This window comes from Aureimonas sp. Leaf454, from assembly GCF_001424685.1.
Lineage (GTDB): Bacteria > Pseudomonadota > Alphaproteobacteria > Rhizobiales > Rhizobiaceae > Plantimonas.
Map to the genome: position 1 here is coordinate 1 of NZ_LMQT01000010.1, position 25262 is coordinate 25262.

Genomic DNA, 25262 nt, shown 5'->3' on the forward strand with positions numbered 1-25262 from the left:
GGAGAAAACTCGGAACTTGACCAAGGCCTGACCAGCCCAACATCGTCAAAGCCGGGTCAGTTCTTGATGGAAATCCTGGGTCAGCTCTCAGTGGAAATCAACAACCGTGCGAACGTCAGCGACCACAACGCGGCCTACTCCCGGGAGGTCATCAACGCGTTCCTAGAGTGCTTGGACGGGGCAGAGGCAAGGACGGGCGTCGTGGTGGTTGGCGCCACCAACCACCCCGAACTGATCGACCCGGCCATCAGGCGGGCCGGCCGCCTTGACCGTCACCTGCACATTCCGCTTCCGGACGAGAAAGCGAGAGCGGGCATCCTACGCCACCACCTGCGGCGTGAACTGATCAGTTGCGACCTCGGCAATATCCCAAGGTTTACTGAGGGCATGACGGGTGCCGACATCGAGCAGCTCGTCCGCAACGCGCGGCGGACGGCCTGAGTGTCCCGTCGTGCTCTGGCCATTGACGACCTGCTCGGCAGCTTGCCGCCTCCAGTGCGCATGAGCGACGAATTGTTTCGCAGGATCTGTGTCCACGAGGCCGGACACGTCATTGTCGGGATTGCGTTGGCGAAGGCGTCAGGAACCGTGCCGATGCGGGCAAGCGTTGCACGTGAGGTCCGCAGCGGCGCCGCGAACCGGACCGAGTTCAGCCAAATGGAAGGCTTCGACCGCACACGTCACTCGTACTTGGCGCTGGCGGCGACTATGCTGGCTGGGATGGCAGCCGAAGAGGTCATCCTCGGGAACTGCGGCGACACATGCGGCGGAGCCCCAGAGTCGGATCTATCCCAAGCGGTTGGCCTTGTCGCGAAGCTCGAACTGGCACTCGGCCTTGGAGACGCGCTCCTGACGATCGCATCGCCCTCCCCAGGCGCAATCGCGCAGCGCCTTGAGTTCGACTCCAAAGCGCGAGCACAGGTCGAGAAGGTTCTCCGAGATGCACTCGCGCGAGCACGCAACATCGTCGTCGAGCGTCGCCCCGAAGTGGAAGCCGTTGCGGCCTGTCTTGCAAACACAGGGACTTGGGCTGTCCGTCACTCTAGTAATGGCGACGCTTATGTCTCGACGCCGTATTACTCTACTATGACATATTCACGATGATGAGCCTCGGACGCGTCATAGGAAACGGTGTTGCGACTGACCTCCCCCGTTGGCGCATACCTGACGGGCTATGACGCGAGTACGATGGTTCGGGCCGAAAGCGGTCTGTCCGCTTTCCGCGCGCCGTCGCTGATAGTGGCCATTCAGCTTTCGACCCACATCGGTCGGCCATCGCCCTCCTCAACCTGATTGGAAGCGGACGTAGATGCGTTCGGCCAAAATACGAGCCGCTTTGAGTGAAAATGTTGCTGGCATGTCACATCCAGCTCGCTCGGCTCGTCCTTCCTTCGAACGTCGATCTTCGGCGTTCCGAGCAAAAGGAAGAGAGATGAGCGAGAACACGCGGTTGGTCTGGAACGAAGTGGCGCCGCAGGGTGCCAAGGCGCTCTATGGCATCCACCACTACATCACGACGGGCACCGATCTGCCGAACGAACTCATCCACCTTGTCTTTCTACGGGTGTCGCAGATCAACGGCTGCGCGCACTGCATTGATCTGCACACCCGGGACCTGCTGAAGACGATGCCGCTCGACAAGGTGGTCCTGGTTCCGGTTTGGGTCGAAGTGCCCCACCTGTTCTCCGACCAGTACCGCGCCGCGCTTGCCTGGGCGGAGGAGGTCACACGGGTCAGCGAGACGCACGCCTCCGACGAGGCCTACGCAGCCGCAAGCGCTGCCTTCGCGCCCAAGGACCTTGTCGACCTGACGATCACGATCGCTGCGATGAACGCGTTCAACCGTCTCGGCGCGCCCTTCCGCCTTCCGGTCCAGGCGAAAGCCTAGTCCGTTCTGCTGCTTCGTCAGGGACGGCGCCGATGCCGTCCCGCCCGTCGACGTTGATCGATCCCTGCCGACGATTCCGTGTTCACGTCGCTGATTTTCTCCAAGGCATGTCACATCCGGCCCAACCCACCTCGTCCATTGTTCGACGGACGCCGAAAGCGGCACGGGGCCGCCCTGTCCGTTCTCGAACAAGGAGAAGGGTAAGATGAAGATTGTGGTGATTGGCGGCAGCGGGCTCATCGGTCGGCACCTGACAGCCGAACTCTCGCGGCAAGGGCATGAGGCCATCGCGGCGTCGCCCAGCAGCGGGGTGAACGCGTTGACAGGCGAAGGTCTCACCGAAGTCCTCGCCGGAGCCGATGTCGTTGTGGACGTGTCGAACTCGCCCTCTTTCGAGGACGCGGCGGTGCTCGACTTCTTCGAGCGCTCCGGCCGCAACCTCCTCGCCGCCGAGCGCGAGGCGGGTGTGAAGCACCACGTCGCCCTGTCCATCGTCGGCACGGACCGCCTCGAGGGGAACGGCTACTTCCGGGCCAAGGTCGTGCAGGAACGACTCGTCAAGGACGCAGGCATTCCCTTCACCATCGTGCGCGCGACCCAGTTCTTTGAGTTCGTGGCCGCCATTGCCGAAGCCTCAGTCGCTGGCGACCGCCTTGTCGTTCCTGATGCCGACTTCCAGCCCATCGCTGCCGCCGATGTCGCCGCAGCACTTGCCGATGTCGCGCTTGCTCCGCCGCGCAATGCGACGATCGAGATCGCCGGGCCCGACCGCCTGCCGTTCCGCGAATTCATCTCCCGGCGCGTCGCTGCTGACGGCGACCCGCGGGAGGTGCAGGCCGACAGGGCAGCGCACTACTTCGGCGCCCCGCTCGAGACAGGTTCGCTTGTTCCCGACCATGCAAGCGCAGCGCGGCTCGGGCAGACGCGGTTTGAGAACTGGCTCTCCGCCGTCTGAGCCCGATGCACTTTTCCCATCCACGAAGAAAGGCCTAATCCATGTTCAGGACAATCCTGCTGGGCACCCTCCTAGCCATCTCCGCCATCCCAGCCGTAGCGGCGGATATCGCAAGGGGCGAGGCACGCGTCACCACGATCTTCGACCATCCGCTGCCTTCGGTTCCGGGCAAGAGCCTGCGCGGCGTCCTTGTCGAGTACGGCCCGGGCGGTTCCTCGCCGTCCCACACCCACGCCGCATCCGCCTTCATCACGGCAACAGTCATCGAGGGCGCGGTGCGCAGCCGGATCAACGACGGGCCGGAAAAGGTCTTCAACGTCGGCGAGAGCTTCATCGAGATGCCAGGCGACCATCACGGCGTCAGCGCCAACGCGAGTGACCACGACCCCTCCAAGCTCCTCGCCGTCTTCGTCGTGGATACGGACGATACCAAACTGACGACGCCGGACCGTCCGTAGAGAACTCATGTATTCTGGGCGGCGGGGTCATCCCTGGCCGTCATCGCTGAGATACCGAAACCATCGTCGAGGACACACACATGAGGCGGGCAGACGACGCCACGGTCATCTTCGAGACGCATCGGGCGCGGCTCCTGCGCATCGCGTACCGGATGCTCGGCTCACGCAGCGAAGCCGAGGACATCGTGCAGAACGCATGGTTGCGATGGGTCGGCGCCGACCGGAGCGGAATCGCCGCCCCCTATCCCTTCCTCGCGCGCGTCGTCACCCGACTCTGCCTCGACGAGATGAAGTCGGCCCGCGCCCGCCGGGAGACCTATGTCGGCGCCTGGCTGCCCGAACCGCTGGTGGAAGCGGAGGAGGATGGCGTGGACGAGGACGATCTCACCCTTACGCTGATGATGGCATTGGAGCGCCTGTCGCCGCTCGAACGGGCGGCCTTCCTTCTCCACGACGTCTTCGGCGTGCCGCTTGGCGAGGTAGCAGACACGCTCGACCGGGAAGCCGCAGCCGTGCGCCAGCTCGCCGTCCGGGCGCGGCGGAACGTTCAGGCCGCCCGGCCACGTTTCCCGGTCGAGCGCGAGGAGGGCGAGCGGATCGCGCGGGCCTTCTTCGCCGCTTCCACCAGCGGCGACACCGCAACGCTGCGCACTCTTCTCGCCGAGAACGCGGTCCTGCGCTCGGATGGCGGCGGCAAGGTTCTGGCCTTCATCAATCCCATTGCGGGACTGGACCGCCTGTTGCGCATGTACGAAGGCGTGCGCCGCAAGTGGGGGGCAGGCTGGGCGCAAATGATCGAACCCGTCTGGATCGACGGGCTGCCCGGCTATGTCAGCCGCGAACGTGGCGACGTCCTTCAGACGACGGCGCTCGCCATTGAGGACGGCCGGATCACCGCGATCTACATCACCCGCAATCCCGACAAGCTTCGGCATGTCGCCGAGGCTCTCGCGGCGGTGCCGGACCCAACCTCGCGGACACAGTGATTGGGCAGCGGATGACTCTGGGGTCGCCTCGGCCTGACATCCAGCCTCTCAGAGCGCTCCATGCTCCCGCAGCGCGCGTCAACTCACGCAGGATAACAGCATGACCAAGCAAATGCCCATCGGATCCGGCTTCGGTGCCGCCAGCATGGCAATGGAGGTCGTCTCCGGGATCGATCTTTCGGGGAAACTTGCCGTTGTGACCGGAGGAGCCTCGGGGCTCGGCCTCGAGACGACGCGCGCTCTTGTTCATGCGGGGGCCGAGGTGATCGTGCCGGCGCGCAATCCCGAGCGAGCGAGCACTGCCTTGCGCGGGCTCGCCGGCGCCACGGTCGAGCTCATGGATCTTGCCGACCCGCATTCCGTCGCCGCCTTCGCTGGTCGGCTCGTGTCCGCCAGCCGTCCAGTGTCGATCCTCGTCAACAGCGCGGGCATCATGGCGACGCCCGAGATGCGGGACGCGGACGGACACGAGGCTCAATTCGCGACGAACCACCTCGGCCACTTCCGGCTCACGCTCGGCCTCTGGCCGGCTCTCGTCGCGGCGCGGGGCGCACGGGTCGTCAGCGTTTCGTCGCGCGGCCACCAGATCGCCGGGGTCGACATTGAGGACATCGACTTCCGGTACCGTCCTTATGACAAGTGGATTGCCTACGGCCAGTCGAAGACGGCCAACGCCCTTTTTGCGATCGCGCTCGACCACCGAGGACAATATCACGGCATCAGGGCCTTCTCACTTCATCCGGGCCAGATCCTCACTGATCTCGCCCGGCACCTCAGCGCTGAGGAGATCGCCTCGTTCGAGGCACTCGATGAAGCGGGCCGTCCAATCGTCGATCCCGAGCGTGGGATGAAGACGGTGCAGCAAGGCGCTGCCACCAGCGTCTGGTGCGCGACGAGCCCACAGCTCAACGGCATGGGCGGGGTCTACTGCGAGGACTGTGACGTCGCGGTCGTCAACGAGCCGAGCGTGGGAAGGAAGGGCGTCAGTCCATGGGCAAGCGATCCGGCCTCGGCGGAACGCCTCTGGCAACTGTCCGCTGCGTGGACGCGGTTGGACACAGTCTGAACCCGGGAGCACTCGCAAAGGAAGACGTCCCCGTCTTTGGACGATTCCTCGCCACGAGTGGCAGCTTACATGCCTCAATCTGCTGGAAGCGGAAGATCTCCTTTCCACCCAGTCGAGCCATGCCGAATCAAAACCTTGCGGTTGGTGCAGGTCATAGAAAATCTTCAAAGGGCGCCGACGCCTAGTTAGCGAAGTACGACCCCACCCCGATCAAACGCGGCCAGTTCTGCGGTTCGGAAGGGCGACTATGGAGCCCGCAAGGATCAGCGGGGCGGCCAGCAGGAACGACCAATCCGGAACTTCGGCGAAGAACACGACGCCAGCGAGCGCCGCCCAGAGGATCGAGAGATACTCGAAGGGTGCCAAGGCACCGGCTTCGGCATGCCGGAAAGAAAGCGTCATCATGATGTGGGCAATGCCACCAGCGAGGCCTGCACCAACCAGCATGGCGGCCTGCGACAGACTCGGCATGACCCAACCCATGGGAAGGGTCAGCAAACCGCCGACGGCCGACACGACCGCGAACCAGAATGCGATCGCGCCCGCCTTCTCGCCCGCGAGCGTCAGGCGACGGACTTGGATCAAGGCGCCCGCCGTTAGGAACGCCGTCACCAAGCCAAGAATGAACCCAAGAAGCGCGCCATCGGAGAACGTGCCGGACAGTGCCGGAAGGCAGAAGGCCGCGCCGCCACCCAAGCCTAATGCGACGCCGCCCATCCGCTGCGGGGTCAGCCTCTCCCCGAGCAATGCCGAACCCAGAAGGGTCACCATCACCGGAGCGAGATAGGACAAGAGGGTCGCTTCCGCGAACGGGAGAAGGCGGATCGTGGCGAAGGAGGTGAACATCGCGCAGGCACCCAAAAGCGTTCGGGCGACGTGGCCGAACGGATGACGTGTCGCGAGCCCTCGCGGGAAGTCGCCAGACCATCTCAGGAACAGAACCAAAGGCAGCAAGGCCACAGCCGATCGGAAGAAGACCACCTGTCCCAGCGGCACGGCATCACCGAGGGCCTTGATAGAGACGCCCATGGCCGCAAAGGCCAGCGTGGATCCGATGCGCAGCACGATGCCGAGGTGTTCGCGGCTGATCGATTTGCGCAACGCCTCTCGTGCTGCGCTCATTCGGTGCCCAAGCCGGCGGAAGCGTTGACGCCCCTTGCACCTTCGTCGACCGCCGTTTTGATACGGCGGCCGCGCGTTCCTCCCGCGCGGCCCCAGTGGGCCACCGAGGCATCGCAAATGTCCGACATGCATATCAGCATGGTGTGTAGCTCCGTCGGCGGCAACTGACCCGACAGCGCAGTACACCAATCGCTGAGTAACTTCGATCAGAACCACCCAGCCTCACGCAGATTGGGATCGTTCTAAAGTATACTGGTTGCCTCAAGTTATATTGGAGGGTAGACCCCAGGCACCCGAACTGACCTTCCCGGAGCTCACCGTGATCAAGTCCCTGCGGCGCATCGCGACCGCGACCTTCGCCGCATCCGCACTGACCCTCGCCGCTCCGACGCTTGGGAACGCGGAACCCCGTACGTTCACCGACGTCATCGGGCGAGAGGTCACCGCCGACCTGCCCGCCAAGCGTGTCGTCCTCGGCTTCTACTTCGAGGACTACATGGCGATCGGCGGCGAGAAGGCCTACGATCACGTGGTGGGCCTTTCACGAGAGGCTTGGGTGGGCAAGGTTCCCGCCAACTGGGCTATGCACCTGGCCCATCGTCCCTCGCTCGCTGAGATCCCGGACGTAGGCGAGATCGACGCGCAAACCTTCTCGGTCGAGAAGGTGCTCGCGCTTCAGCCGGATCTCGTGGTCCTGGCCGAGTGGCAGTACAAGGCCCTTGGGCTCGACGCCGAGCGGATCGTGAACGCAGGCATCCCTTTGGCCGTCGTGGATTACAACGCCCAGACCGTGGAGCGCCACGTCGCCTCGACGCATGTGCTGGGCGCGGTTACGGGCGAAGAGGTGCGCGCGGACGAGATCGCCAACTTTTACGAAGGCGCCCTCAAGGACGTCGCCGACCGGATCGCCAAGAGCGGTCAGCCCAAGCCCAAGGTCTACGCGGAGTTTGGCAACAAGGGACCTTCGGAGCCCTCTTTCACCTATGGCAAGAATATGTGGGGCGCGATGGCGACCGCTGCCGGCGGCGACAACATCGCCGCCCCTTTCGTGGAATGGTGGGGCGTCATCAATCCTGAGCAGGTCCTTGCCGCCAAGCCCGACGCGATCTTCATCTCGGGCCGCGAGAACAACGCCAACCCCACCGCCCTCGCGATGGGACAGGGCGTCGACACGAAGGAAGCGCACGAGAAGCTGAAGGCATTCGAGGGCCGTCCCGGCTGGTCCGAGCTTCCCGCCGTTCGCGACGGCCGGCTCTACGGCGTCTACCAGGGCGCGTCACGGACCCTGTCCGACTTCGCGATGGTTCAGTTCATCGCCAAGCAGCTCTATCCCGCTGCCTTCGCCGACGTCGATCCGGTGGCGAACTATCTCGCCTACTACGCGAAGTACCTGCCCGTGACGCCGCAGGGCACCTTCGCGATTACCCTGCAAAACTGAACGTCGCGATGGTGGGACCGCGCGTCCCACGTTCGGGTACGATGGACATTTCATGACCTCCGTTTCGCACCATGCAGATGCGATCGCGAGCCACCGTCGCAGAGAGCGGCGTCGGTGGCGCGCCATGGCGATCTTTGCCCTGATCACCGTCGCCAGCTTCGTTCTGGACGTAGCAACCGGGCCCTCGCTCCTGCCACCCGGGGAGGTGTTGCGCTCGCTGACCCATCTGGGCGAGCGCGCCGCGATGACCGACACCATCGTTTGGGACCTCCGCCTCCCCATGGCACTGATGGCGATCAGCGTGGGAGCGGCCCTCGGCGCCGGGGGGGCGCAGATGCAGACCATCCTCGACAATCCGATGGCCAGTCCCTACACGCTTGGCATGGCCGCGGCCGCAGGCTTTGGAGCGGCACTCGTGCTGGCGTTCGGCGGCTTCGGGCTCGACGCCATGATCGCCGTGCCAATCGGAGCCTTCGTCTTCGCCATGCTGGCGGCCCTCTTCCTGTTCGCGCTCGCCTCCATGCGGCGGATGCGTGGCGACACGATCATCCTCGGCGGCATCGCCCTCCTCTTCCTGTTCCAGTCGCTCCTCTCGCTGGTCCAGTTTCTGTCCTCGCCGGAACTCTCGCAGCAGATCCTATTCTGGCTCTTCGGCAGCCTGACCAAGGCGACGTGGCCGACTTTCTGGCTCACCACGAGCGTGACCGCCATCTGCGGCCTGCTGCTGCTGCGCGACTCCTGGAAGCTTGCGGCGCTGCGCATGGGCGAGACGCGGGCGACGAGCCTCGGCGTCGATGTCCGGCGCCTACGCATGAAGGTGCTGGTGATCGTGGCGATCATGACGGCGACGGCCACGAGCTTCGTCGGCGTCATCGGCTTCGTCGGTCTTGTTGCCCCCCACATCGCGCGGATGAGCGTGGGCGAGGACCAGAGGTTTCTCCTGCCTCTGTCCATGCTCTGTGGGGCACTGCTCCTGTCGACGGCATCGGTCCTGTCGAAGTCCATCGTGCCCGGCGCCCTGTTCCCCGTCGGCATCGTCACGGCGATCGTCGGCGTGCCCTTCCTTCTGTGGCTCATCTTTGCGCCACGGGGGGCTGGGCGATGATCCGGCTGAACGATGTCGCCATATCGCGCGGCGGGCAGCCGATCCTGCGCACCGTGAGCGCGACGCTGGAGCCAGGTCTCGTCCACGCGGTGATCGGCCCGAACGGCGCGGGCAAGACGACGCTCCTGCGCGCACTCTTCGGCGAGCTTCCACTGTCGGCCGGTGCGATCGAACTGGGGGGTCACCGGATGGGTCCCGGACGACCGACATCGGCCTTTCGCAAGGCTTGGCGCGACACCCTGGCCTACATGCCCCAGGACAACAGCGCCGATCTTGCGATGACGGTTCTCGAGGTCGTGGTGCTGGGGCGTCTGGGACGGCTGCAATTCCACGTCGACGACGAGACGCTGGAAGCCGCGATGGCCCGACTGGAAGCCACGGGCATCGCCCACTTGGCCAACCGCGCGATCGGCTCGCTCAGCGGCGGCCAGCGTCAGATGGCTATGTTCGCACAGGTCCTCATGCGCGATCCCCTCGCCATGCTTCTCGACGAGCCTGTCAGCGCGCTGGACCTGAAGCATCAGATCACGCTTCTCGACGTCGTGCGCGACGAAACGCGAGCCAAGCATCGCGTGACGGTCGTCGTCTTGCACGACCTGAACCTTGCCTGCCGATATGCCGACAACCTTCTGATCGTCGCAGGGGGAACCCTGCGGGCATCTGGCCCGGCACGAAGCCTCGTCACCGCCGACCTAATCGGCTCCGTCTATGGCGTCGCGGTGGAGGTGCTCCACGACAGCGTCGGCTCGCCCGTGGTGCAGCCGTTGGGACGTCCTGTCACGTCAGCAGCTCGGATGAACCAGATGGCGGCGGAGTGAGGGTGTCCGCATCGTGCGAGGCGTAACACTGCCACGGCGACCAACCCTGCGTCGCACCAAGTCGCCTGCTGTGGCTTCCGTCACCGATTGCCGATGCGAAACCTTGAACCACCAATCCTGCCCAGCAGCGCCTCGTCATGGCTGATCGCAAGGATGCCGATCGAGCGGGCCGCGGCGAGGGCAAGGAGCCTTGTCCAGATCTCCGCCTGCCCGATCGCATCGAGGGCGCCGGTGATCTCGTCGGCGACGAGATAGCGTGTTCCCGGAGCGAGGGAGCGCAAGATGACAGTGCTAAAACGATCGTCGGAACAGCAAAGACCGGTCGCATCAGAGCCCTGCGAAATGATGTCTGGCGGTCATTGGATATCGGCGAGCACTTGAGTGTTCAAGGCGCAAGCTCACTACTCCTACCGGGTGGCCGGACTAGAAACGAATAATTGGGAGTCAACATGGACACCTCCTGCTCCTAGGGAGGCTAAGGTTGTCCCAGGTGCGGCCATGGCCGCCTCAGAATGCGCGAACGATCGCCCCTACGCTGTCGCCGTACTGCTTAAGCTGCGCATCAGCCTTTTTGCGCTGGGTCCGGAGAGACGCGAGCGCATCTTCCTGGTCTTTCATGTCCCGCATGTAGTTCGTTGCCAGCTTGCTTTGGGAAGGCACCGCGCCAAGGTTCTGACGGATGCGGCCCTGCTCCTCGGAGATCCTGCCGACTTCCTCGTCGATGTCGGCGAGCCTGCGCTCGGCGGCCGTCGCCTTGATGCGGGCGAGCGCGAGCTCCGAAAGCTTCGCGGCCGTCGTCAGATCGTAAGTCGCCGACGACCAGCGCGAGAGCATGGTCTCGTCCGCGTCGGCAAGTGCATAGCCTTCGAGCCGGACCATCTCGTCCACGGCCGTCACAACCTGCGTTTCCTTTGCCGCCACCTTGACCGTCAAACGTCGGGCGGTAGCTGTCGTGCCGCGCAGCGCGTCGGAGCGGAAGTCCCGTATGCCAAGCCTTTCGGGAAAGGCGCTTGAGCGGTACGTTCTCGGCATCTCCATGGGAATTCACCCCTGCAAAACGGGTGCCCTTCGCGTTGACTGGCAACTCGCGCAGTCACTTAAGCTGCTCGCGTCAGCCTCTGGTTCATTCGGCTAAACAAAGGCGACAACGACTGCAGCGCGTCGATGTAGGCGTCCACGTAAGGTTCGTAGGCCGAGGTCAAGTCCGGTCTTGCCCTGGCCACCACACGGGTCGGTCCCGCGAAACGGCGTGCTGTCTCGCGCAGGTCCGGGAACAGTCCGACGGAGTGACCGGCGACGATCGCCGCACCGAGCGTCCCGAACTCCTCGCGGTCCATGCAGCGGTATTCCAAGCCGAGGGCGTCGGCCTTGATCTGCCGGAGCACGTCAGAGCGCGCACCGCCGCCGATGTTGACGGCGAAGATAGGGTCGTAGCCCGGCGCTATTTCGCGCACGGCACGCAGGTAGAGTGCATATTCGTAGGCGATGCTTTCCAGGATCGCGCGCACCATGTGGGGTTTCCCGTGGCGCCAGGTGAGGCCGAGAAAGGCGCCGCGCATGTCGGGATCGTTCGGCGTGTTGCGGCCGGACAGATGCGGCAGGAATATCAGCTTTTCGGAGCCCGGCGCGATCGTCGCGGCGGCTTTTGTCAACTCGTCGTAGGGATTCGCACCAAGTCCCTCCCACTCCGCCTTCTCGCGCGGCGACAGCGAATCGCGGAACCAACGAAGGTTCAGCCCGCCGCCCGCGACATAGGCCATCGGGAAGTAGAGGCCCGGCACGACATGCGGGCAGGTCATCAGGCAGCGATACGTCGTGTCGGTGCCGAAGCGGTCGATCACGGTGGCGAAGACCGAGGCGGTGCCCGATGTGTCGAACACGGTGCCAGGATCGACCAGCCCACCGCCGAGAACGTTGGCGCTCTGGTCTCCGCAGCCGGCGGCGATCGGCGTTCCAGCGGAAAGGCCCATCGCTTGCGCCCAATCCGCACGGACGGTGCCGATGACGTGCCAGGGTTCGACGATCCTCGGCAGTTTCTCAGTTGTCAGATTGAAGCGGGCGAGCAGTTCCTCGTTCCAGACCGAGCGTTCACTGCTGCCGAAGCCGGAAAAGACGAGGTAGGTGCGGTCCATGAAGGCGTCTTCGCCCTTGAGGCCAGCGAGCTTGCCCGCCACGTAGGCCGCCGGCTGGATGAAGCTCGCGATCCGGTTCCAGACCTCCGGCCGGTCCCGCCAATACAGGATCTTCGGTGCGTGGTTGAAGGCGAGCGCCATACCGCAGGTGCGGATGATCTCGTCCTCGTGCGGGCGCAGCTCGTTCAGCCAGGGGGCGCACCGCGTGTCGAGCCAGCTGTCGTAATGCGTCACCGGGTTCCAGTCGGCATCGATGCCCATGATGCCGGCCATCTGCCCGTCGAGTGCGATCGCCGCGATCCGCTCAGGGCCGAGCCTGCTGCGCGACATCGCCATCCGCACGGTGTTGACGACGGAGCGGACGATCTCCTCCGGGTCCTGTTCGACCTCGCCGGGACGCGGGTAGCGCAGGATGGATTCCTCGAAGGCTTCGCCGACGAGCCGTCCCTCGAGGTCGTAGATGCCGGTCTTGGTTCCGGTCGTACCGATGTCGATGCCGATGACATGATCCGTCATGGACGCTTCTCCCAGAGTTTCGAAGGGGCCGGCAGCCTCCCGCAGCCGTCGACACGCAGTCTCTTCGGACGGGCCGCCTCAGCCCGTCAGGCCGGCTTCCCGCGCCGCGCTCCAGCCGGTGGCCGGGGTCAGCGGAAGGTCGCCGCGTTGCGGATAGATAACGATCTTGCCGGACACCGTGCCGTCGGCCACCGATTTCAGCGCCTGGGGCAGGGCGTCGAGGCCGGCGACGGCCGCGATATTGGCGGACAGGTCGAGCGCGCCGCTTTCGACGCGCGCGAGCACGTCGCGCATGTCGGCGACCGAGCACCCGGTCGATCCGGTGAGCCGGAATCCCGTCAGGGCGACGGCTGCGAGATCGATGTCGAGGCGTTTCCCATAGGGGAAGCCGGCGAATATCGACAGGAGGCCGTCGCCGGCCAGCCAGCCGGCGACCTCGGCCACGGCCGAGGGGTCCGGTGCCACGACCACCGCGTCGTCGAGACCGCGCGGGGCGAGTTCAGGCACGGCCTGAGCGAGCTCGTCATTGTTGAGGACGACGAGCCGGCGCCCGGCGGCCAAGGCCAGCGGACCGAAGTCCGCTTCGAGATCGGACAGCCGCTGGCCCTTTCGCGAGGAGGCGATGATCGTGCGCGGACCCGCGCCAAGCTGCAGCAGCCGGTGCACGTGGATCCGGCCCATGGCGCCGCCGGCTCCGTGGACTAGCGCGACGCCGCCCCGTCGCACGTCGAACCTCTGGCGCTCGGGAGCGAAGGCCGCCGAGAAATCACGCTCGCTTGTGCCGAGAAAGCCCAACCGGTCGTAATGCACTCTTGCGGGATCGACTGAGACGGGGCCGGGCGAGCCCGACCGGCGCCCTTGCACGAGAACGCCGCCGACCGCCATCAGGCCGACGAGCCGGGAAAGCTCGCTCGCCGTGAGATCGCCGAGCGCCAGGATGTCGTCGAAGGGTCCATCGAGGCTGCCGAGGTCGTCCGCCTGGTCGAACGGCCGGCCGGCCACGAAGGCGGGCGGCGTGCCGACGACCGTGAGGTTCGCCCAATCCGGCACGTCGGACAGGTGAAAGTCGGCGCCGGGGCCGCAGGCGACCAGCGCCCGCCCGCCGGCTTGGAGGGTCTGGCGGGCGTTCGGGCGCCACGCCCGCTCGACGCAGCCGTAGGGCTCCAGAAGCGCGATCGCCGCCGCCGGCAGATCGTCGGGAACCTCCAGCACGTATTCGGCAAGTGCCTCCGGCCCCAGCCGGAGGAATTGCGCGAAGCCGCCGGGAAGATCCATGCCGATGATCTGCCGTGCTCCGGAAACCTGCATGGCCGGCTGGAGTCCGAGCCGCTGGCCGGAATGGAAGCGCTCGGCCTGACGTTCGCCGACGGCGTGAACGCGCAGGCAGACCTCGTGTCCGAGCACGGTGTCGACGGGCCCGTGAGCCGACTGGAAGAGCGGATGGCTCGATCCCATGCGGACCACCTTGATGTCGGACGAGCAGATCGAGACGGCCTCGACGCGGGCGATCACCTCGTCCGGCTGCGGAGGCAGCAGCGGCGCGCTTTCGGGCTTGGTGCCCATCAGCTGTTCCAACGATCCGCCACGATGGGGCCAGCGGCGGTAGATCGCCTCGACGATCGGTTCGGCTTCAGTCGGTCTCATTCTGTCGCCTTGCATTGCGGCTCTGCTGGATGAAGGGATCGCCCCGGCGGACGGCGGCGGCGGATGCATCGAAATCGTGCACGGCGGCGAGCGAGTAGAGGACGTCGATCGCCAGGAGCTGGCCGAACTTGGAGATCATGCTCTCGTAGATCGGCTCGTCGCCGGCGGGCATGTAGCCGGCCGGCGTGACGAGCGTGACGTCGGCTTGCCGCGCCAGGGGCGATTCCGAAAAGGCGGTGAGCGCGATGGTCGGGGCGCCGGCCTGGCGCGCGGCCGCGAGCGCCGTTACGGTCTGGTTCGTGCGACCGGAATCGCTGATCCCGATCGCCAGCGCGCCCTTGTGCACCGAGCCGGCGATGAGAAGCTGGTTGTTGCGATCGCGGTGGAAGATGGCCGGCTTGCCGATCCGCGCAAAGCGTAGGAGAGCATTCTCGGCGGCCAGCGCAGAAAGGCCAGCCGCGAAAAAGTAGAGCACCTGCGCCTTGCCGATCATCCGCGCGGCGCGTTCGAGCGCGCGGGGATCGAGGGTCGAGAGGCAGGCGCGCGCGATGTCGGCGTTGCGATGGGCGACCTTGGTGAGGATCGAGGCGGCCGTGTCGTCGCGGCCGATGTTCTCGTAGATCAGGCCTTCTTCAGGCGACCGGCCGCGCTGCGGCATGCCGTTACCGCTTTCCTCGGCGAGCCGAAGCTGGAACGCGCGATAATTGGATAGGCCAATGCCCCGGACAAAACGGCTGATCGAGGCTTCCGAGACCTCGGCTGCGAGGGCGAGTTCCTTGATGTTCATGCCCCGCGTCTCCGGCCTCGACAAGACGGCGTCCGCGACTTGCTGCAGCGTCGGCTTGAGGCTGCCTCGAAGGCTCTGGATGTGTTCGAGAATTCCGAGGGCGGCGCTCATCGGCTGCGGTCGGTCTTGCGTTCGGCTCATGCCCAAGGCTCCGTTCGTGGCTAAAAGTAGCGCCCAAAGAAAGTTATTTTCAAGATAGTAATTTTTGTCGACACATCATTTTCATGTTGCTAGCCTTCCCATCGCCAGCCTTGGACCGGGAGGCCCTCCGGAAACCCTGGAGATCGGAACCAGCGCGGCACATCCTCGGGAGGAGTGAACCATGATCCGCCAATTCGTCCGGTCCCTGCCGTCCTTTCGCCGCGGAGCGCTGCTCGCGGGTACGGTCCTCGCGCTGACCGCCACCGCCTCGGCTCAGGATGGCGCCGGCCGCACTTACGTCTACGCGTCCCAGTTGCAAGGCCATCCCTATCTTCTCGACAGCCTGCTGGGTATGGACTACGCGCAGAAGCAGTTCGGCGTCACCGTCGAGCGGATCGGGCCGCAGGGCTGGGATCCCGTCGCCGGAGCGGAAGCGGTCGAGCAGGCCATCGCCCGCAAGCCGGCCGGCATCATCACCACCCTCTGGGAGCCGGGCGCCGTTCCGGGCATCCGCCGTGCGATGGAGCAGGGCATCCCGGTCGTGGTGATCGAGGCGGTGACGCCCGACGACGGCGGCGCGCTGACCTTCATCGGCCTCGACAACTATCAGGCCGGCGTCGACACGGCCAAGGAACTGATCGCGCGCGGCGGCACGTCCGGCACCTACGCCGCCTCGGGCAATTGGGGCGCCTCCAACACCGACGCCAAGTTCAAGGGCCTGACCGAGTATCTCGAGACCAACAGCCAGTGGAAGCTCGCCGGGCGCATTGACGACAAGGCGACGACCTCGACCGCCATCGACGCGTCGAAGACCATGTTCAACACCTATCCGGACATCACCGCCGTCATCGGCCTCGACAGTTCCTCGGGCACCGGCATCTGCCTTGCCGCGGAGGAGCTGGACAAGGACATCACGGGCCTCACCGTGATCGTCCACGACCGCGAGGACCCGGTCCTGGAATGCATTGCCGACGGCGTGATCGACGCGACCATCGTTAACAAGACGGCGCTCCAGGCCTACATGGCCGTGCAGATGCTCGAAGCCTACAACGATCAGGCGATCGGCCTCGCGAACGTGCCCATCTCGGCCGACAACAAGAAGGCCGCCGTCAATCCCTTCCCGGCCCAGATCTACATGGGCACCGAGGTGATCGACGGCGAGAACGTCGATCAGTTCGTGCGCGCGAACCTTCCCAAATACTGATCCCATCGAGCCGCCCGTCCGCGGGCGGCTCCCCTCTGCGCGCCGAGGCTTCGAGAGAGGCCCGATGCCTGTTCGCGAGGAGTGTCCATGAGCGTCGCCGCGCCCGAGCCAAACGTTCGATCGACCATCGCGCCTGAAACGCCGATCCTCGGCCTCTCCGGCGTCAGTAAGAGCTATGGCGCGGTCAAGGCCCTACGCGAGGTCGGCTTCAAGGTCGCGCGGGGCGAGGTTCACGCGATCCTGGGCGAGAACGGCGCCGGCAAGAGCACGGCGCTGAAGGTCATCAACGGCGAGATCGAGCCGGACGAGGGCGAAATCCGCCTCGCCGGGCGGGCGACCAGCGCCGCCGACCGCGCCGCCGGCGACATCACCATGGTGCATCAGGAACTGGCGGTCTTTCCCAACATGTCGGTGGCGGAGAACATCTTCGTCGGCCGCATGCCGCGCCGGGGCGGGCGCATCGATTTTCGCCGCATGCACGCCCGCGCCGCGGAGCTCCTGCAGCTCTTCGGCCTGCAGATCGACACGCATGAGATCCTCGGCCATCTGACGCCCGGCCAGCAGCAGATCGTCGAGATCCTGCGGGCGGTGGAAAGCGATGCCAGTCTCCTGATCCTCGACGAGCCGACATCGGGCCTGAACAACCGCGAGGCGGAAACCCTGATGGCGCTGATCGCGCGCCTGCGCGCCGATGGCCACACGATCCTTTACGTCTCGCACCGCCTGCACGAGGTCCTGGAGATCGCGGACCACATCACCGTGCTGCGCGACGGGCAGTTCGTGGAAACGCTGCGCAACGAGGGGCTCTGCGAGGACGATCTCATCCGCCGCATGGTCGGCCGCGATCTGGGGCCGGTCGCGCCCGCCGATACGAGCGCCGTCGCCAAGGCTCCGGTCGCGCTGGCCGTGGAGGCGATGAGCCTGCCCGGGGCCTTCGAGGACGTGCATCTGACAGTGCGCAAGGGCGAGATCGTCGGCGTCTTCGGCCTCGAAGGTTCAGGAGCGGAACAGTTCTCGCAAGCCCTCTTCGGCATCGTGCCGCCGGTCTCGGGCACGCTTCGCCTGTTCGACCGGCCGGTGCGCGACGTGTCGCCCGCCGGCCTGATGCGCGCCGGCATGGGCTATCTCAACGGCAACCGGAAGGAAGCCGGGCTCTACATGGACCGCTCCATCGCCGACAACGTCTCTGCGCCCGTGCTCGACCGGATGACGCGCTTCTGCATGATCGATGCCGGCCGGATCGATGCCCTCGCGCGGGCCGACATCCGCCGCTTCGCCATCCGCGTTCCCGGCCCGGAGGGAAGGCCCCGCGAACTGTCCGGCGGCAACCAGCAGAAGGTCATGATCTCGGCCTGCCTCGCCGACGGACCCGAGGTGATCGTCCTGAACGAACCGACGCGCGGCGTCGACGTCGGCGCTAAGGCCGAGGTCCACGAGGTCGTGCGCAAGGAGGCCGCCGGCGGAAAGGCGCTTCTCGTCTTTTCCTCCGACCTACCCGAACTCTTGCGCCTCGTGCACCGCATCGTCGTCATGCGCTCGCGCCGCTTGGTCGGAGAGGTGGCGGGCGAGGCCATGAGCGAGGCGGCCGTCATGGCTCTTGCCGCCGGCAGTCGTTGACAAGAAAGGCAGGAACGATGGCGATGACCCAGCAGATCGACGACGTACCCGCCGTGCGACCGAAGCCGTCCGGTCACGGCTTCGGCTCCAACATCTGGGCGCTGGCGCTGGTGACGGTCGCGATCTTCGCCTTCCTGGCGCTGACCCGGCCGAACTTCGCCAGCTACCAGAACCTCAACTCCATCGTCTACGGCATGTCGATCAACTTCCTGGCGATCGTCGGCTTCACCTATGTGATGGTGATGCGCGAGATCGATCTATCCGTCGGCTCGGTCTTCGCCTTCACCGGCACGCTGACCGGCGCGCTCCTGACCGCCGGCTGGGACTTCTGGCCCGCCGCAGCGGCGGCGCTTGCGGGGGCGGCGGCCATCGGCCTCGTCAACGGCCTTCTCGTCGTGCGCTTCAACATCAATTCGCTGATGCTGACGATCGGCACCATGCTTCTCGTGCGCGGTCTCGCCAACGTGCTGGCCAACGGGCTCGGCGGCCAGACCTATCCCCGAGCCTTCCGAAGCCTTGCGCGAACCGACCTCTTCGGCGTTCGCGTCACCATCGTCGCCCTCGTCGTGCTGGTGGTCCTCGGCTGGGTCTTCCAGCGCCGCTCAGCGCTCTTCCGCAAAATGTGCTTCATCGGCGAAAACGTAAAATCGGCGACCGTCCACGGCATCCGCATCGCGCGGATCAAGACACTCGCCTTCGTCGCGAGCGCCGTCATGGCCGGCATCGCCGGGATCTTCACCGCCTCGCGGATCACCCATGCCGACGTGCGGATGGGCCTCGGCCTCGAATTCGTGATGGTGACCGCCGCGATCATAGGCGGCGCCAGCCTCTACGGCGGCAAGGGCGACCTGCGCGGCTCGGCGCTCGGGCTCCTTCTGCTCGCCCTCGTGATCAACGGAATGATCATGTACGACATCGAGCCGGTCTTCCAGCAGTTCGTCGTGGGCGCGCTTCTCATCGTGACGGTCGCCTTCGACACCGTCCTCAACCGTCGCGGAACGTGAGGGCGGCATGACTGAAATCCGCAAGCCGTCCTTCCTGCGCTCGGCACGGCTGGAACACGAGTCGCTGACCTTCGCGACCGTCCTCCTCTTCGCGCTCGTTCTGACCGTCCTGTCGCCCGCCTTCCTCGACGGGAACAATCTCGCATCGCTTCAGACGGCCATCGCGCCGAACCTCATCGTCGCGCTCGGCATGATGACCCTGTTCCTGATCGGCCGCTTCGATCTGTCCGTCGGCGCGGTCATGGGCATGGCCGGCATCGTCTCGGCCATGGCACTCGACGCTGGACTTCCCGTTCCCGCAGCCTTTGCGGCCGGCATCGCCATCGGCCTCGCGATCGGCGCCTTCAATGGCGCCCTCGTCGCTTGGCTCGGGATCAACCATCTCATCGTAACGCTCGGCGTCCTCTACATGACGCGTGGCGTGATCGAGGTGGTGATGGCGGGCGAGAAGCTCGCCGGCTTCACGCGTTTCCCGCCCGAGTTCAGCGCGCTTGGCCTTTGGAGCATCGGCGGCCTGTCCGGGCTCTTTCTCTTCGCGCTGATCCTTTGCGCCGGCTTCGAGAGCTTTCTCAGGCTGACGCTACCGGGCCGCAAGCTCCTCTTCCTCGGCGGCAATCCGGCGGCGGCCGAGGCGATGGGCATCCACCGTCGGCGGACCGAGTTCTGGTGCTTCGTTCTGTCGGGCGGCCTTGCCGCGCTCGCCGGCGTCCTCATGACCGCACGCGTCGGCATGGCGAACCGCTACATGGGCGACGGGCTGGAAATGCAGATCTTCATCGCCTGCCTCATCGGCGGCGGCTCTATCGCCGGGGGCAAAGGCTCCTATGTCGGGGCGCTGGCCGGGGTCTTCTTCGTGACGCTCCTGACCAATGCCTTCAACCTTCTCCTCGTCCCCTCGGAATGGCAGGGCGTCGTTACCGGCGCCGTCCTCGTTCTCGTTCTTGTCGCGGACGGCATCCTCGTTCTGCGCAAGGCAGGGCGGCCCTGGCGCAACGTCCTTGGCCTCTGGCCATCGCGCTTGTCAGTTTGAAACGCGGCCAGTCCGATTGCGAATGGGACGGCTTATCTCGGAGCTAGCCGCAAATCGGCTGGATTGACTTGTCACCCCGCGCCGATGGTTTAGGTGAGTCCATGGTTCTCGTCGCCTTCGTCGTTCTGCACGTCTTGCAGGATAGATCCGTTCTGGCCGCCGATCGCGACAGCCAAAGCTAAGCATCGAAGCGCTTTGCGCGAACGACATGCCGGGTCATCAAGGAGGAAGTGGCTGGCAACGACCTGCCGTCCTTCTTCTTCACCCGCTTGATCTGGTGGGAAACCGTTCTCAATCCCAAAGCGGTCAGCCGGAACGGCGCGCAGGGCATCGCCCAGATCCTGCCAGTGACAGCTAGCGAACGCGGCCTGGCCGATCCTTCGACATCCAGACGTCGATGGCGAACACGGTGCAATGCCGCTACTCGCGGAGGGATGGTGGGACTGATGTAGATCAATGCGTAGAGCAACGCCGTTGCCTTCGACGGAATGGACCACGTCGGCACGTGCCGAAAGATGGACCACGGCGTATACCATCCGGCGGTATGCTCGGTTTGATCGGTTTTGGCTCACCTGCGGAAGCGTCAGTGCTACAGCCAAAGCTTGCCAGTTACCTAGCGTTGTCCCCTCGATTTGAATGTGATTAACGACCGCTTACGGGAGCTAGACGAGGCGTCCCTAGCGGCCGATAGGGCCACGAAACTGCCGTAATCGCTTTAGCTTCGCCTCATCGCCTGCTCGTCACTGTTTTTTGTAAGCGATTTCAATGATGCAAGTGTTCGCAATTTTGTTCTGGCCGGCGCACCAAAAATTCTACCATTCCGGTACAGAACTGCGAACATTGGCTGAAGGGGACGTTAATAGGCCAACAGAAGGCTTTGTCCTTGCCCAAGGAGCGTGGGCCAGATGTGGTTCAAGTGGAATCAGGTCTTCACCTGGATACCCATAATGCTCGGCGAATGCAGGTCGATACCCTTCAAACGCCCGTATACCAAACCGAGAGCTTCTCCGCGCCAGCTTTGAGACACTCGATGTAGCGAACGTGATTCTCGCGCGCATCATCCTTCGGGGCGACCAGGCAGAGCGTGGCCGCGGCAGTGCCGTCGGGGCGCGCAACCGGGACGGCAAAGCAGTGAGTGTAGCTGTCGACGATGGAATCGAAGGTGAAGAATCCTTCGGCGACCGCACGGTGCGCCTGCGTCACAAAGGTTTCGGGCTTCAGCCATTCGCCAGAGGGAAGCTGAAAATCTGCCGGCGGCACAAAGGCCCGGATTTCGTCGCCGGACAGATGTCCCAGCAGCAGTCGGCCCGATGCGGTCCAAGGGATCGGGGTTCGCTCGCCGATGCTGGACGAGATGCGGAACGGGCGCGAACTCTCCCGCATCATGGCGACCGTGTACTTGTTGCCGTCGAGGAGACAGAACTGCGCGGTCTCGCTCGTTTCCTCGACGATGCGGTCGAGAAGTTCTGAGGCATGGCGCATCACGTCGGACTGGTCCGAATAGGCTGCGCCGAAGAGAAAAAGCTTGCCACCGAGAAACAGCCGCCCTTCGCTCCCTCTGGCTTCCAGCACGCCGAGTTTCAAGAGGACGCCGGTCAGCTCGTAGATCGTCGAACGCGGTGCCCCCATCGCCGTGGCGATCTCGTTCGGGCGAAGCGGCCGCTTGGCATCGCGCAGGCAGTCGAGAATGTCGAAGGCACGCTCCAGCCCCCGCGACCTGCGGTTCGCGACGTCTTCGACACGCTTGTCCATTCCCGACTCCTTCTCGATCTCGCGGTTATTTCCGCTTGAACGCGACGCAGTCAATCTCGACCTTGCAGTCGACCATCATCGAGGACTGGACGCAGGCGCGTGCCGGAGGATGGGCCCCGAAATACTGCGCGTAGACGCCGTTGAAGCTCCAGAAGTCGCGGGGGTCGTCGAGCCAGACGCCAACGCGAACCACGTCCTGCAGGCCGTACCCAGCCTCCGTGAGGATGGCGACGAGGTTTTCCATCGTCTTATGGGTCTGGGCGACGATGTTGCCGCCGACGATCTCGCCGTTCTCCATGGCGACCTGGCCGGATACGTAGAGCCACCCGTCGGCCTCGACGGCTCTCGCGAAGGGGAGGCCCTGCTTTCCGGCGCCGGTCTCGCCGGTGCCGTAACGGATCAATGACATGCTGGATTTCCTATTCTTCACTGGAAGCGGGATGATTTCAGGAACTCGGCGAGCCGCTCGGTTTTCGGGGCGGCGAACATCTCGCGCGGATTGCCCTCCTCGCCGATGCGGCCTTGGTTCATGAAGATGACGCGGGAGGAGACCTCGTAGGCGAAGCGCATCTCGTGCGTGACGAGGAGCATCGTCATGCCCTCGGCCGCAAGGCTCGCCACGACCTGCAACACCTCGGCGACGAGTTCGGGATCGAGTGCGGACGTCACCTCGTCGAACAGCATGAGGCGCGGGTTCATGGCGATGGCGCGGGCGATGGCGACGCGCTGCTGCTGGCCGCCGGAGAGCTTGGCGGGATGATGGTCCTTGCGCGAGAGAAGGCCGACGCGGTCAAGCCAGCGCTCTCCGACGGCGCGTGCCTCGTCCTTCTTCATGCGGCGAACGAGTTCGAGCCCGAGGGTGACGTTCTCCAGGGCCGTCATGTGCGGGAAGAGGTTGAACTGCTGGAAGGCCATGCCCGTCAACGCGCGCTGGCGGGCGATCTCACGATCGGGCTTGCGCCGGCGCACGCCGCCGGACGTGGTGAAGCCGATCTCCTCGCCATCGATGCGGATGGTGCCGCCCTCGAACTCCTCCAGCATGTTCACGCAGCGCAGCATCGTCGTCTTGCCCGAGCCCGACGAGCCGATGATCGACACCACGTCGCCGGCGGCCACGTCGCAGTCGACGCCCTTCAGGACCTCGACCTGGCCGTAGCGCTTGTGGAGATCGCGGATTTCGAGAAGAGGCTTGGCCTCGGCCCGGCTCGCGATGGACGTGTGGGTCATGGGACGGGCCTCAGGCAGCGCTCAGGCGGCGTTCGGCATATCGGCCGAGACGCTCGATGGCGGTGTTGATGGTGAAGTAGAGGAAGCCGGCGAGGAGATAGAATTCCAGACTCATGAAAGAGCGCGAGATGATCTCCTGCGTGCGCAGGAGAAGTTCGGCGACGCCGATCACCGAAAGGAGCGTTGAAGCTTTCACCATCTCGGCGGCCGTGTTGATCCAGGCGGGAAGCCCGAGGCGCAGGGCCTGGGGGCCGAGGATGTAGCGGAAGATCTGCCCGAAGGTCAGACCGATGGCCCGACCGGCCTCCCCCTGTCCCTTCGGCAGCGTCTGCAGCGCGCCGCGCGTGATCTCGCCGACATGGGAGGAGCAGAAGACTGTGAGAGCGAGGACGCCGGCCTGGAAGGGCGAAAGGTCGAGACCGACCGTGCCGAGGATGTAGTAGCTGGCGAGCACCAGGACGAGCACCGGCGTGCCGCGCACGAAATCGGTGTAGCCGCGCGCGAGGAGGCGCACGAACCGGTTGCCGTAGCTCAAGGCCAGCCCGAGCGCGACACCGAGAATCGAGCCGCCGAGAATGGCGAGGAGAGAGATCGCGACCGTCGTGCCGAGGCCGTAGAGGATCGGCCATCGAGCGAGCCAAACGATGTCGAGGAAGGAGGCGGGAGCGGCCATCAGGTCCTCGCAACCGAAAGGCGCGCTTCCAGCCGGCGCAGGAGCGCGGCAAGGATCGAGCAGGTGACGATGTAGAGACCGCTCGCCACAAGCCAGGTCTCGATGACGCGGAAGGTCTCGACGTTGATCTTGCGGGCCTCGAAGGTCAACTCCGGCACGGCGATGGCCGCCGCCAGCGAGGTGTCCTTGAAGAGGCCGATGAAGGTGCTGCCGAGCGCGGGCAGCACGGCCCGCAGCATGATCGGGATGATGATGCGCCGGCGGATCTGGCCGTCCGTCAGACCGATGGCGAGCCCGGCCTCGCGCATGCCCTTCGGCACGCCGAGAAGTCCGCCGCGGAAGACCTCCGCCAGATAGGCGCCGGAATAGAGGCTGAGCGCGAGCACGAAGGAGTTCGTCTTGGAAAGGCGAAAGCCCATCTGCGGCAGGGCGAAGAAGGAGAAGAGAACGAGCACTAAGAGCGGCGTGTTGCGGAAGACGGTGACGTAGGTTCCCGCCAGCCAGCGCAGGGGCAGAGGCTTCGACGTGCGCGCGAAGGCGGTGACGAGACCGATGGCGCAGCCGATCGCGATCGCCACGAAGGCCAGCACGAGGCTGAGGCCAAGCCCCCAGACGAGGTCGTCAAAGTTGCGCCAGACGGCGGCGAAGTTCAGTGTGTATCCCATGACAGTCCGCTTTGGCTGTTCCGACGCCGTGCGCCATCCGCCGCTCTGAGGGGCTCCCGGTCCGAGGGATTTCACAAGGACCGGGAGCGTCGCGCCTTACTGGAACTCGACGGGGAAGCCGATCGCGGGCGGAGCGAGATCCTTGCCGAACCACTTCTTGTAGGAAGCGGCATAGGTGTCGAACTCGACGCCGGTCATCGCCTCGTGCAGCGCGGTGTTGACGAAGTTCAGCCAGTCCTGGTCGCCGCGCGCCACCGCGCAGGCATAAGTCTGCGGGCTCCAGCCGTAGCCGGCATCCTTGTACTGGCCGGGATTCTGGGTGACGTACCAGGCGATCGACGACTGGTCGGTGGCGGCGGCGTCCGCACGACCGGATTGGAGCGCCTGATAGAGAAGATCCTGGCTCTCGTACTGGTCGACGGTGGCGTCCGGCAGCGCCTTGTGGACGAGTTCCTCGGCATAGACGTTCTGGAGCACCGCGATCGTGACCGAGGAGCCGGCTGCCTTCAGCGCGGCATAGTCGCCATAGGTGCCGTCGCCCTTCAGCATCAGGCCGACGCCTTCGCGGTAGTAGGGGATGGTGAAGTTCACCTGCTGGGCACGCTCGCCCGTGACAGTCAGGAACTGGCAGGTCAGGTCGACCTTGCCGGTCGTGATGTTCGGAATGCGCGCATCCGAAGCCTGGTTTACGAACTCGACCTTCTCGGCATCGCCGAAGAGTGCCTTCGCGACGATCTTCGCCATGTCGACATCGAAGCCTTGCAGCGTGTCGCTGGCATCTTTGAAATGCCACGGGGCGTTCGTTGAACCCGTGCCTACGACGAGCGTGCCGCGCGACAGGACGTCCTCGAGCTTTCCGGCCTGTGCGCCTGTGGTGGCAGCGAAGGCGAGGACGGTCGTCGCCGCAAGGCCGCAGATAAGAGACTTCACATCCATGCCACTCTCCATCGTTGATCCATGTCCAATATAACAGACATATGACTGTAATATCGGATTGACCTAGAAGGATGCATGCTTCAAAAGTTGTCAAGTGG

The 25262-nt window shown here is 65.1% G+C and carries 27 protein-coding genes; 15 read left to right on the forward strand and 12 right to left on the reverse strand.

Annotation, left to right across the window (positions count from 1 at the left end; translation table 11 throughout):
* The 7 genes from ASG43_RS08320 to ASG43_RS08350 form a co-directional block, all read left to right on the forward strand.
* The coding region (locus ASG43_RS08320; RefSeq protein WP_210168272.1) for an ATP-binding protein at positions 1 to 441 on the forward strand (441 nt) is incomplete at its 5' end.
* Positions 442 to 1104, forward strand: coding sequence for a hypothetical protein (locus ASG43_RS08325; protein ID WP_156386595.1), 663 nt, complete (start codon positions 442 to 444; stop codon positions 1102 to 1104).
* Between the two features lie 328 nt (positions 1105 to 1432).
* The gene (locus ASG43_RS08330; protein WP_056503046.1) at positions 1433 to 1888 is read left to right on the forward strand and encodes a carboxymuconolactone decarboxylase family protein; all 456 of its coding nucleotides are present in this window, start codon (positions 1433 to 1435) and stop codon (positions 1886 to 1888) included.
* A 205-nt stretch (positions 1889 to 2093) separates the two neighbouring features.
* The gene (locus ASG43_RS08335; RefSeq protein ID WP_056503049.1) at positions 2094 to 2843 is read left to right on the forward strand and encodes an SDR family oxidoreductase; all 750 of its coding nucleotides are present in this window, start codon (positions 2094 to 2096) and stop codon (positions 2841 to 2843) included.
* A 41-nt stretch (positions 2844 to 2884) separates the two neighbouring features.
* A complete protein-coding gene (locus tag ASG43_RS08340; protein ID WP_056503052.1) occupies positions 2885 to 3301 on the forward strand; it encodes a cupin domain-containing protein in 417 nt (138 codons plus the stop codon).
* A gap of 80 nt (positions 3302 to 3381) precedes the next feature.
* On the forward strand, positions 3382 to 4287 hold the full coding sequence (locus ASG43_RS08345) for a sigma-70 family RNA polymerase sigma factor (RefSeq protein WP_056503054.1): 906 nt from the start codon (positions 3382 to 3384) through the stop codon (positions 4285 to 4287).
* A 100-nt stretch (positions 4288 to 4387) separates the two neighbouring features.
* On the forward strand, positions 4388 to 5353 hold the full coding sequence (locus tag ASG43_RS08350) for an oxidoreductase (protein ID WP_056503056.1): 966 nt from the start codon (positions 4388 to 4390) through the stop codon (positions 5351 to 5353).
* A gap of 210 nt (positions 5354 to 5563) precedes the next feature.
* Here the strand turns inward: ASG43_RS08350 and ASG43_RS08355 are convergent, their stop codons facing one another.
* Entirely contained in the window at positions 5564 to 6475 is a 912-nt protein-coding gene (locus tag ASG43_RS08355) for a DMT family transporter (protein ID WP_056503059.1), read from the reverse strand.
* A gap of 319 nt (positions 6476 to 6794) precedes the next feature.
* Here ASG43_RS08355 and ASG43_RS08360 point away from each other — a divergent pair, with 319 nt between their 5' ends.
* From ASG43_RS08360 to ASG43_RS08370, 3 genes are read left to right on the forward strand one after another with little or no spacing between them, the layout of a single operon-like run.
* Positions 6795 to 7913 carry an ABC transporter substrate-binding protein gene (locus tag ASG43_RS08360; protein ID WP_244488029.1) on the forward strand — a complete coding sequence of 373 codons (1119 nt, stop codon included), beginning with the start codon at positions 6795 to 6797 and terminating at the stop codon, positions 7911 to 7913.
* Positions 7914 to 7965: 52 nt separating this feature from the next.
* Positions 7966 to 9018, forward strand: coding sequence for an iron ABC transporter permease (locus ASG43_RS08365; RefSeq protein WP_056503063.1), 1053 nt, complete (start codon positions 7966 to 7968; stop codon positions 9016 to 9018).
* Positions 9015 to 9836: an ABC transporter ATP-binding protein gene (locus ASG43_RS08370; protein WP_056503135.1), complete on the forward strand. Its 822-nt coding sequence runs from the start codon at positions 9015 to 9017 to the stop codon at positions 9834 to 9836. Before ASG43_RS08365 ends, ASG43_RS08370 begins: the two co-directional genes overlap by 4 nt.
* A gap of 80 nt (positions 9837 to 9916) precedes the next feature.
* Here the strand turns inward: ASG43_RS08370 and ASG43_RS08375 are convergent, their stop codons facing one another.
* From ASG43_RS08375 to ASG43_RS08395, 5 genes are all read right to left on the reverse strand, one after another.
* Positions 9917 to 10117 (reverse strand): hypothetical protein, encoded by a 201-nt coding sequence (locus ASG43_RS08375; protein ID WP_056503064.1) that lies wholly within the window; start codon positions 10115 to 10117, stop codon positions 9917 to 9919.
* A 226-nt stretch (positions 10118 to 10343) separates the two neighbouring features.
* Positions 10344 to 10874 carry a hypothetical protein gene (locus ASG43_RS08380; protein ID WP_056503067.1) on the reverse strand — a complete coding sequence of 177 codons (531 nt, stop codon included), beginning with the start codon at positions 10872 to 10874 and terminating at the stop codon, positions 10344 to 10346.
* Positions 10875 to 10933: 59 nt separating this feature from the next.
* Positions 10934 to 12484 (reverse strand): FGGY family carbohydrate kinase, encoded by a 1551-nt coding sequence (locus ASG43_RS08385; protein ID WP_056503070.1) that lies wholly within the window; start codon positions 12482 to 12484, stop codon positions 10934 to 10936.
* Positions 12485 to 12562: 78 nt separating this feature from the next.
* The gene (locus ASG43_RS08390) at positions 12563 to 14128 is read right to left on the reverse strand and encodes an alcohol dehydrogenase catalytic domain-containing protein (RefSeq protein ID WP_162244693.1); all 1566 of its coding nucleotides are present in this window, start codon (positions 14126 to 14128) and stop codon (positions 12563 to 12565) included.
* Complete coding sequence (locus ASG43_RS08395) at positions 14115 to 15056, reverse strand: MurR/RpiR family transcriptional regulator (protein ID WP_082490756.1); 942 nt, start codon at positions 15054 to 15056, stop codon at positions 14115 to 14117. Before ASG43_RS08395 ends, ASG43_RS08390 begins: the two co-directional genes overlap by 14 nt.
* 181 nt (positions 15057 to 15237) lie before the next feature.
* On the opposite strand from ASG43_RS08395, the gene ASG43_RS08400 reads away from it, so the two are divergent.
* From ASG43_RS08400 to ASG43_RS22130, 5 genes are all read left to right on the forward strand, one after another.
* Positions 15238 to 16260 carry a substrate-binding domain-containing protein gene (locus ASG43_RS08400; protein ID WP_056503076.1) on the forward strand — a complete coding sequence of 341 codons (1023 nt, stop codon included), beginning with the start codon at positions 15238 to 15240 and terminating at the stop codon, positions 16258 to 16260.
* A gap of 87 nt (positions 16261 to 16347) precedes the next feature.
* Positions 16348 to 17877, forward strand: coding sequence for a sugar ABC transporter ATP-binding protein (locus ASG43_RS08405; protein WP_056503079.1), 1530 nt, complete (start codon positions 16348 to 16350; stop codon positions 17875 to 17877).
* Positions 17878 to 17894: 17 nt separating this feature from the next.
* Positions 17895 to 18881 (forward strand): ABC transporter permease, encoded by a 987-nt coding sequence (locus tag ASG43_RS08410; RefSeq protein WP_056503081.1) that lies wholly within the window; start codon positions 17895 to 17897, stop codon positions 18879 to 18881.
* Positions 18882 to 18888: 7 nt separating this feature from the next.
* Positions 18889 to 19911 (forward strand): ABC transporter permease, encoded by a 1023-nt coding sequence (locus tag ASG43_RS08415; RefSeq protein ID WP_056503086.1) that lies wholly within the window; start codon positions 18889 to 18891, stop codon positions 19909 to 19911.
* 230 nt (positions 19912 to 20141) lie between these two features.
* Positions 20142 to 20363, forward strand: a complete 222-nt coding sequence (locus ASG43_RS22130) for a transglycosylase SLT domain-containing protein (protein ID WP_244488030.1) — start codon at positions 20142 to 20144, stop codon at positions 20361 to 20363.
* A 523-nt stretch (positions 20364 to 20886) separates the two neighbouring features.
* Here ASG43_RS22130 and ASG43_RS08420 read toward each other — a convergent pair.
* The 6 genes from ASG43_RS08420 to ASG43_RS08445 form a co-directional block, all read right to left on the reverse strand.
* A complete protein-coding gene (locus ASG43_RS08420) occupies positions 20887 to 21663 on the reverse strand; it encodes an IclR family transcriptional regulator (protein ID WP_056503089.1) in 777 nt (258 codons plus the stop codon).
* Positions 21664 to 21688: 25 nt separating this feature from the next.
* Positions 21689 to 22072, reverse strand: coding sequence for a Rid family hydrolase (locus ASG43_RS08425; RefSeq protein WP_056503092.1), 384 nt, complete (start codon positions 22070 to 22072; stop codon positions 21689 to 21691).
* Positions 22073 to 22089: 17 nt separating this feature from the next.
* Positions 22090 to 22890, reverse strand: coding sequence for an amino acid ABC transporter ATP-binding protein (locus ASG43_RS08430; RefSeq protein WP_056503094.1), 801 nt, complete (start codon positions 22888 to 22890; stop codon positions 22090 to 22092).
* A 10-nt stretch (positions 22891 to 22900) separates the two neighbouring features.
* On the reverse strand, positions 22901 to 23563 hold the full coding sequence (locus tag ASG43_RS08435; protein WP_056503098.1) for an amino acid ABC transporter permease: 663 nt from the start codon (positions 23561 to 23563) through the stop codon (positions 22901 to 22903).
* Positions 23563 to 24228, reverse strand: coding sequence for an amino acid ABC transporter permease (locus ASG43_RS08440; RefSeq protein WP_056503100.1), 666 nt, complete (start codon positions 24226 to 24228; stop codon positions 23563 to 23565). The genes ASG43_RS08435 and ASG43_RS08440 overlap by 1 nt, the downstream gene beginning before the upstream one ends.
* Positions 24229 to 24324: 96 nt before the next feature.
* Positions 24325 to 25164 carry a transporter substrate-binding domain-containing protein gene (locus tag ASG43_RS08445; protein WP_082490758.1) on the reverse strand — a complete coding sequence of 280 codons (840 nt, stop codon included), beginning with the start codon at positions 25162 to 25164 and terminating at the stop codon, positions 24325 to 24327.
* Between the last annotated feature and the right edge of the window lie 98 nt (positions 25165 to 25262).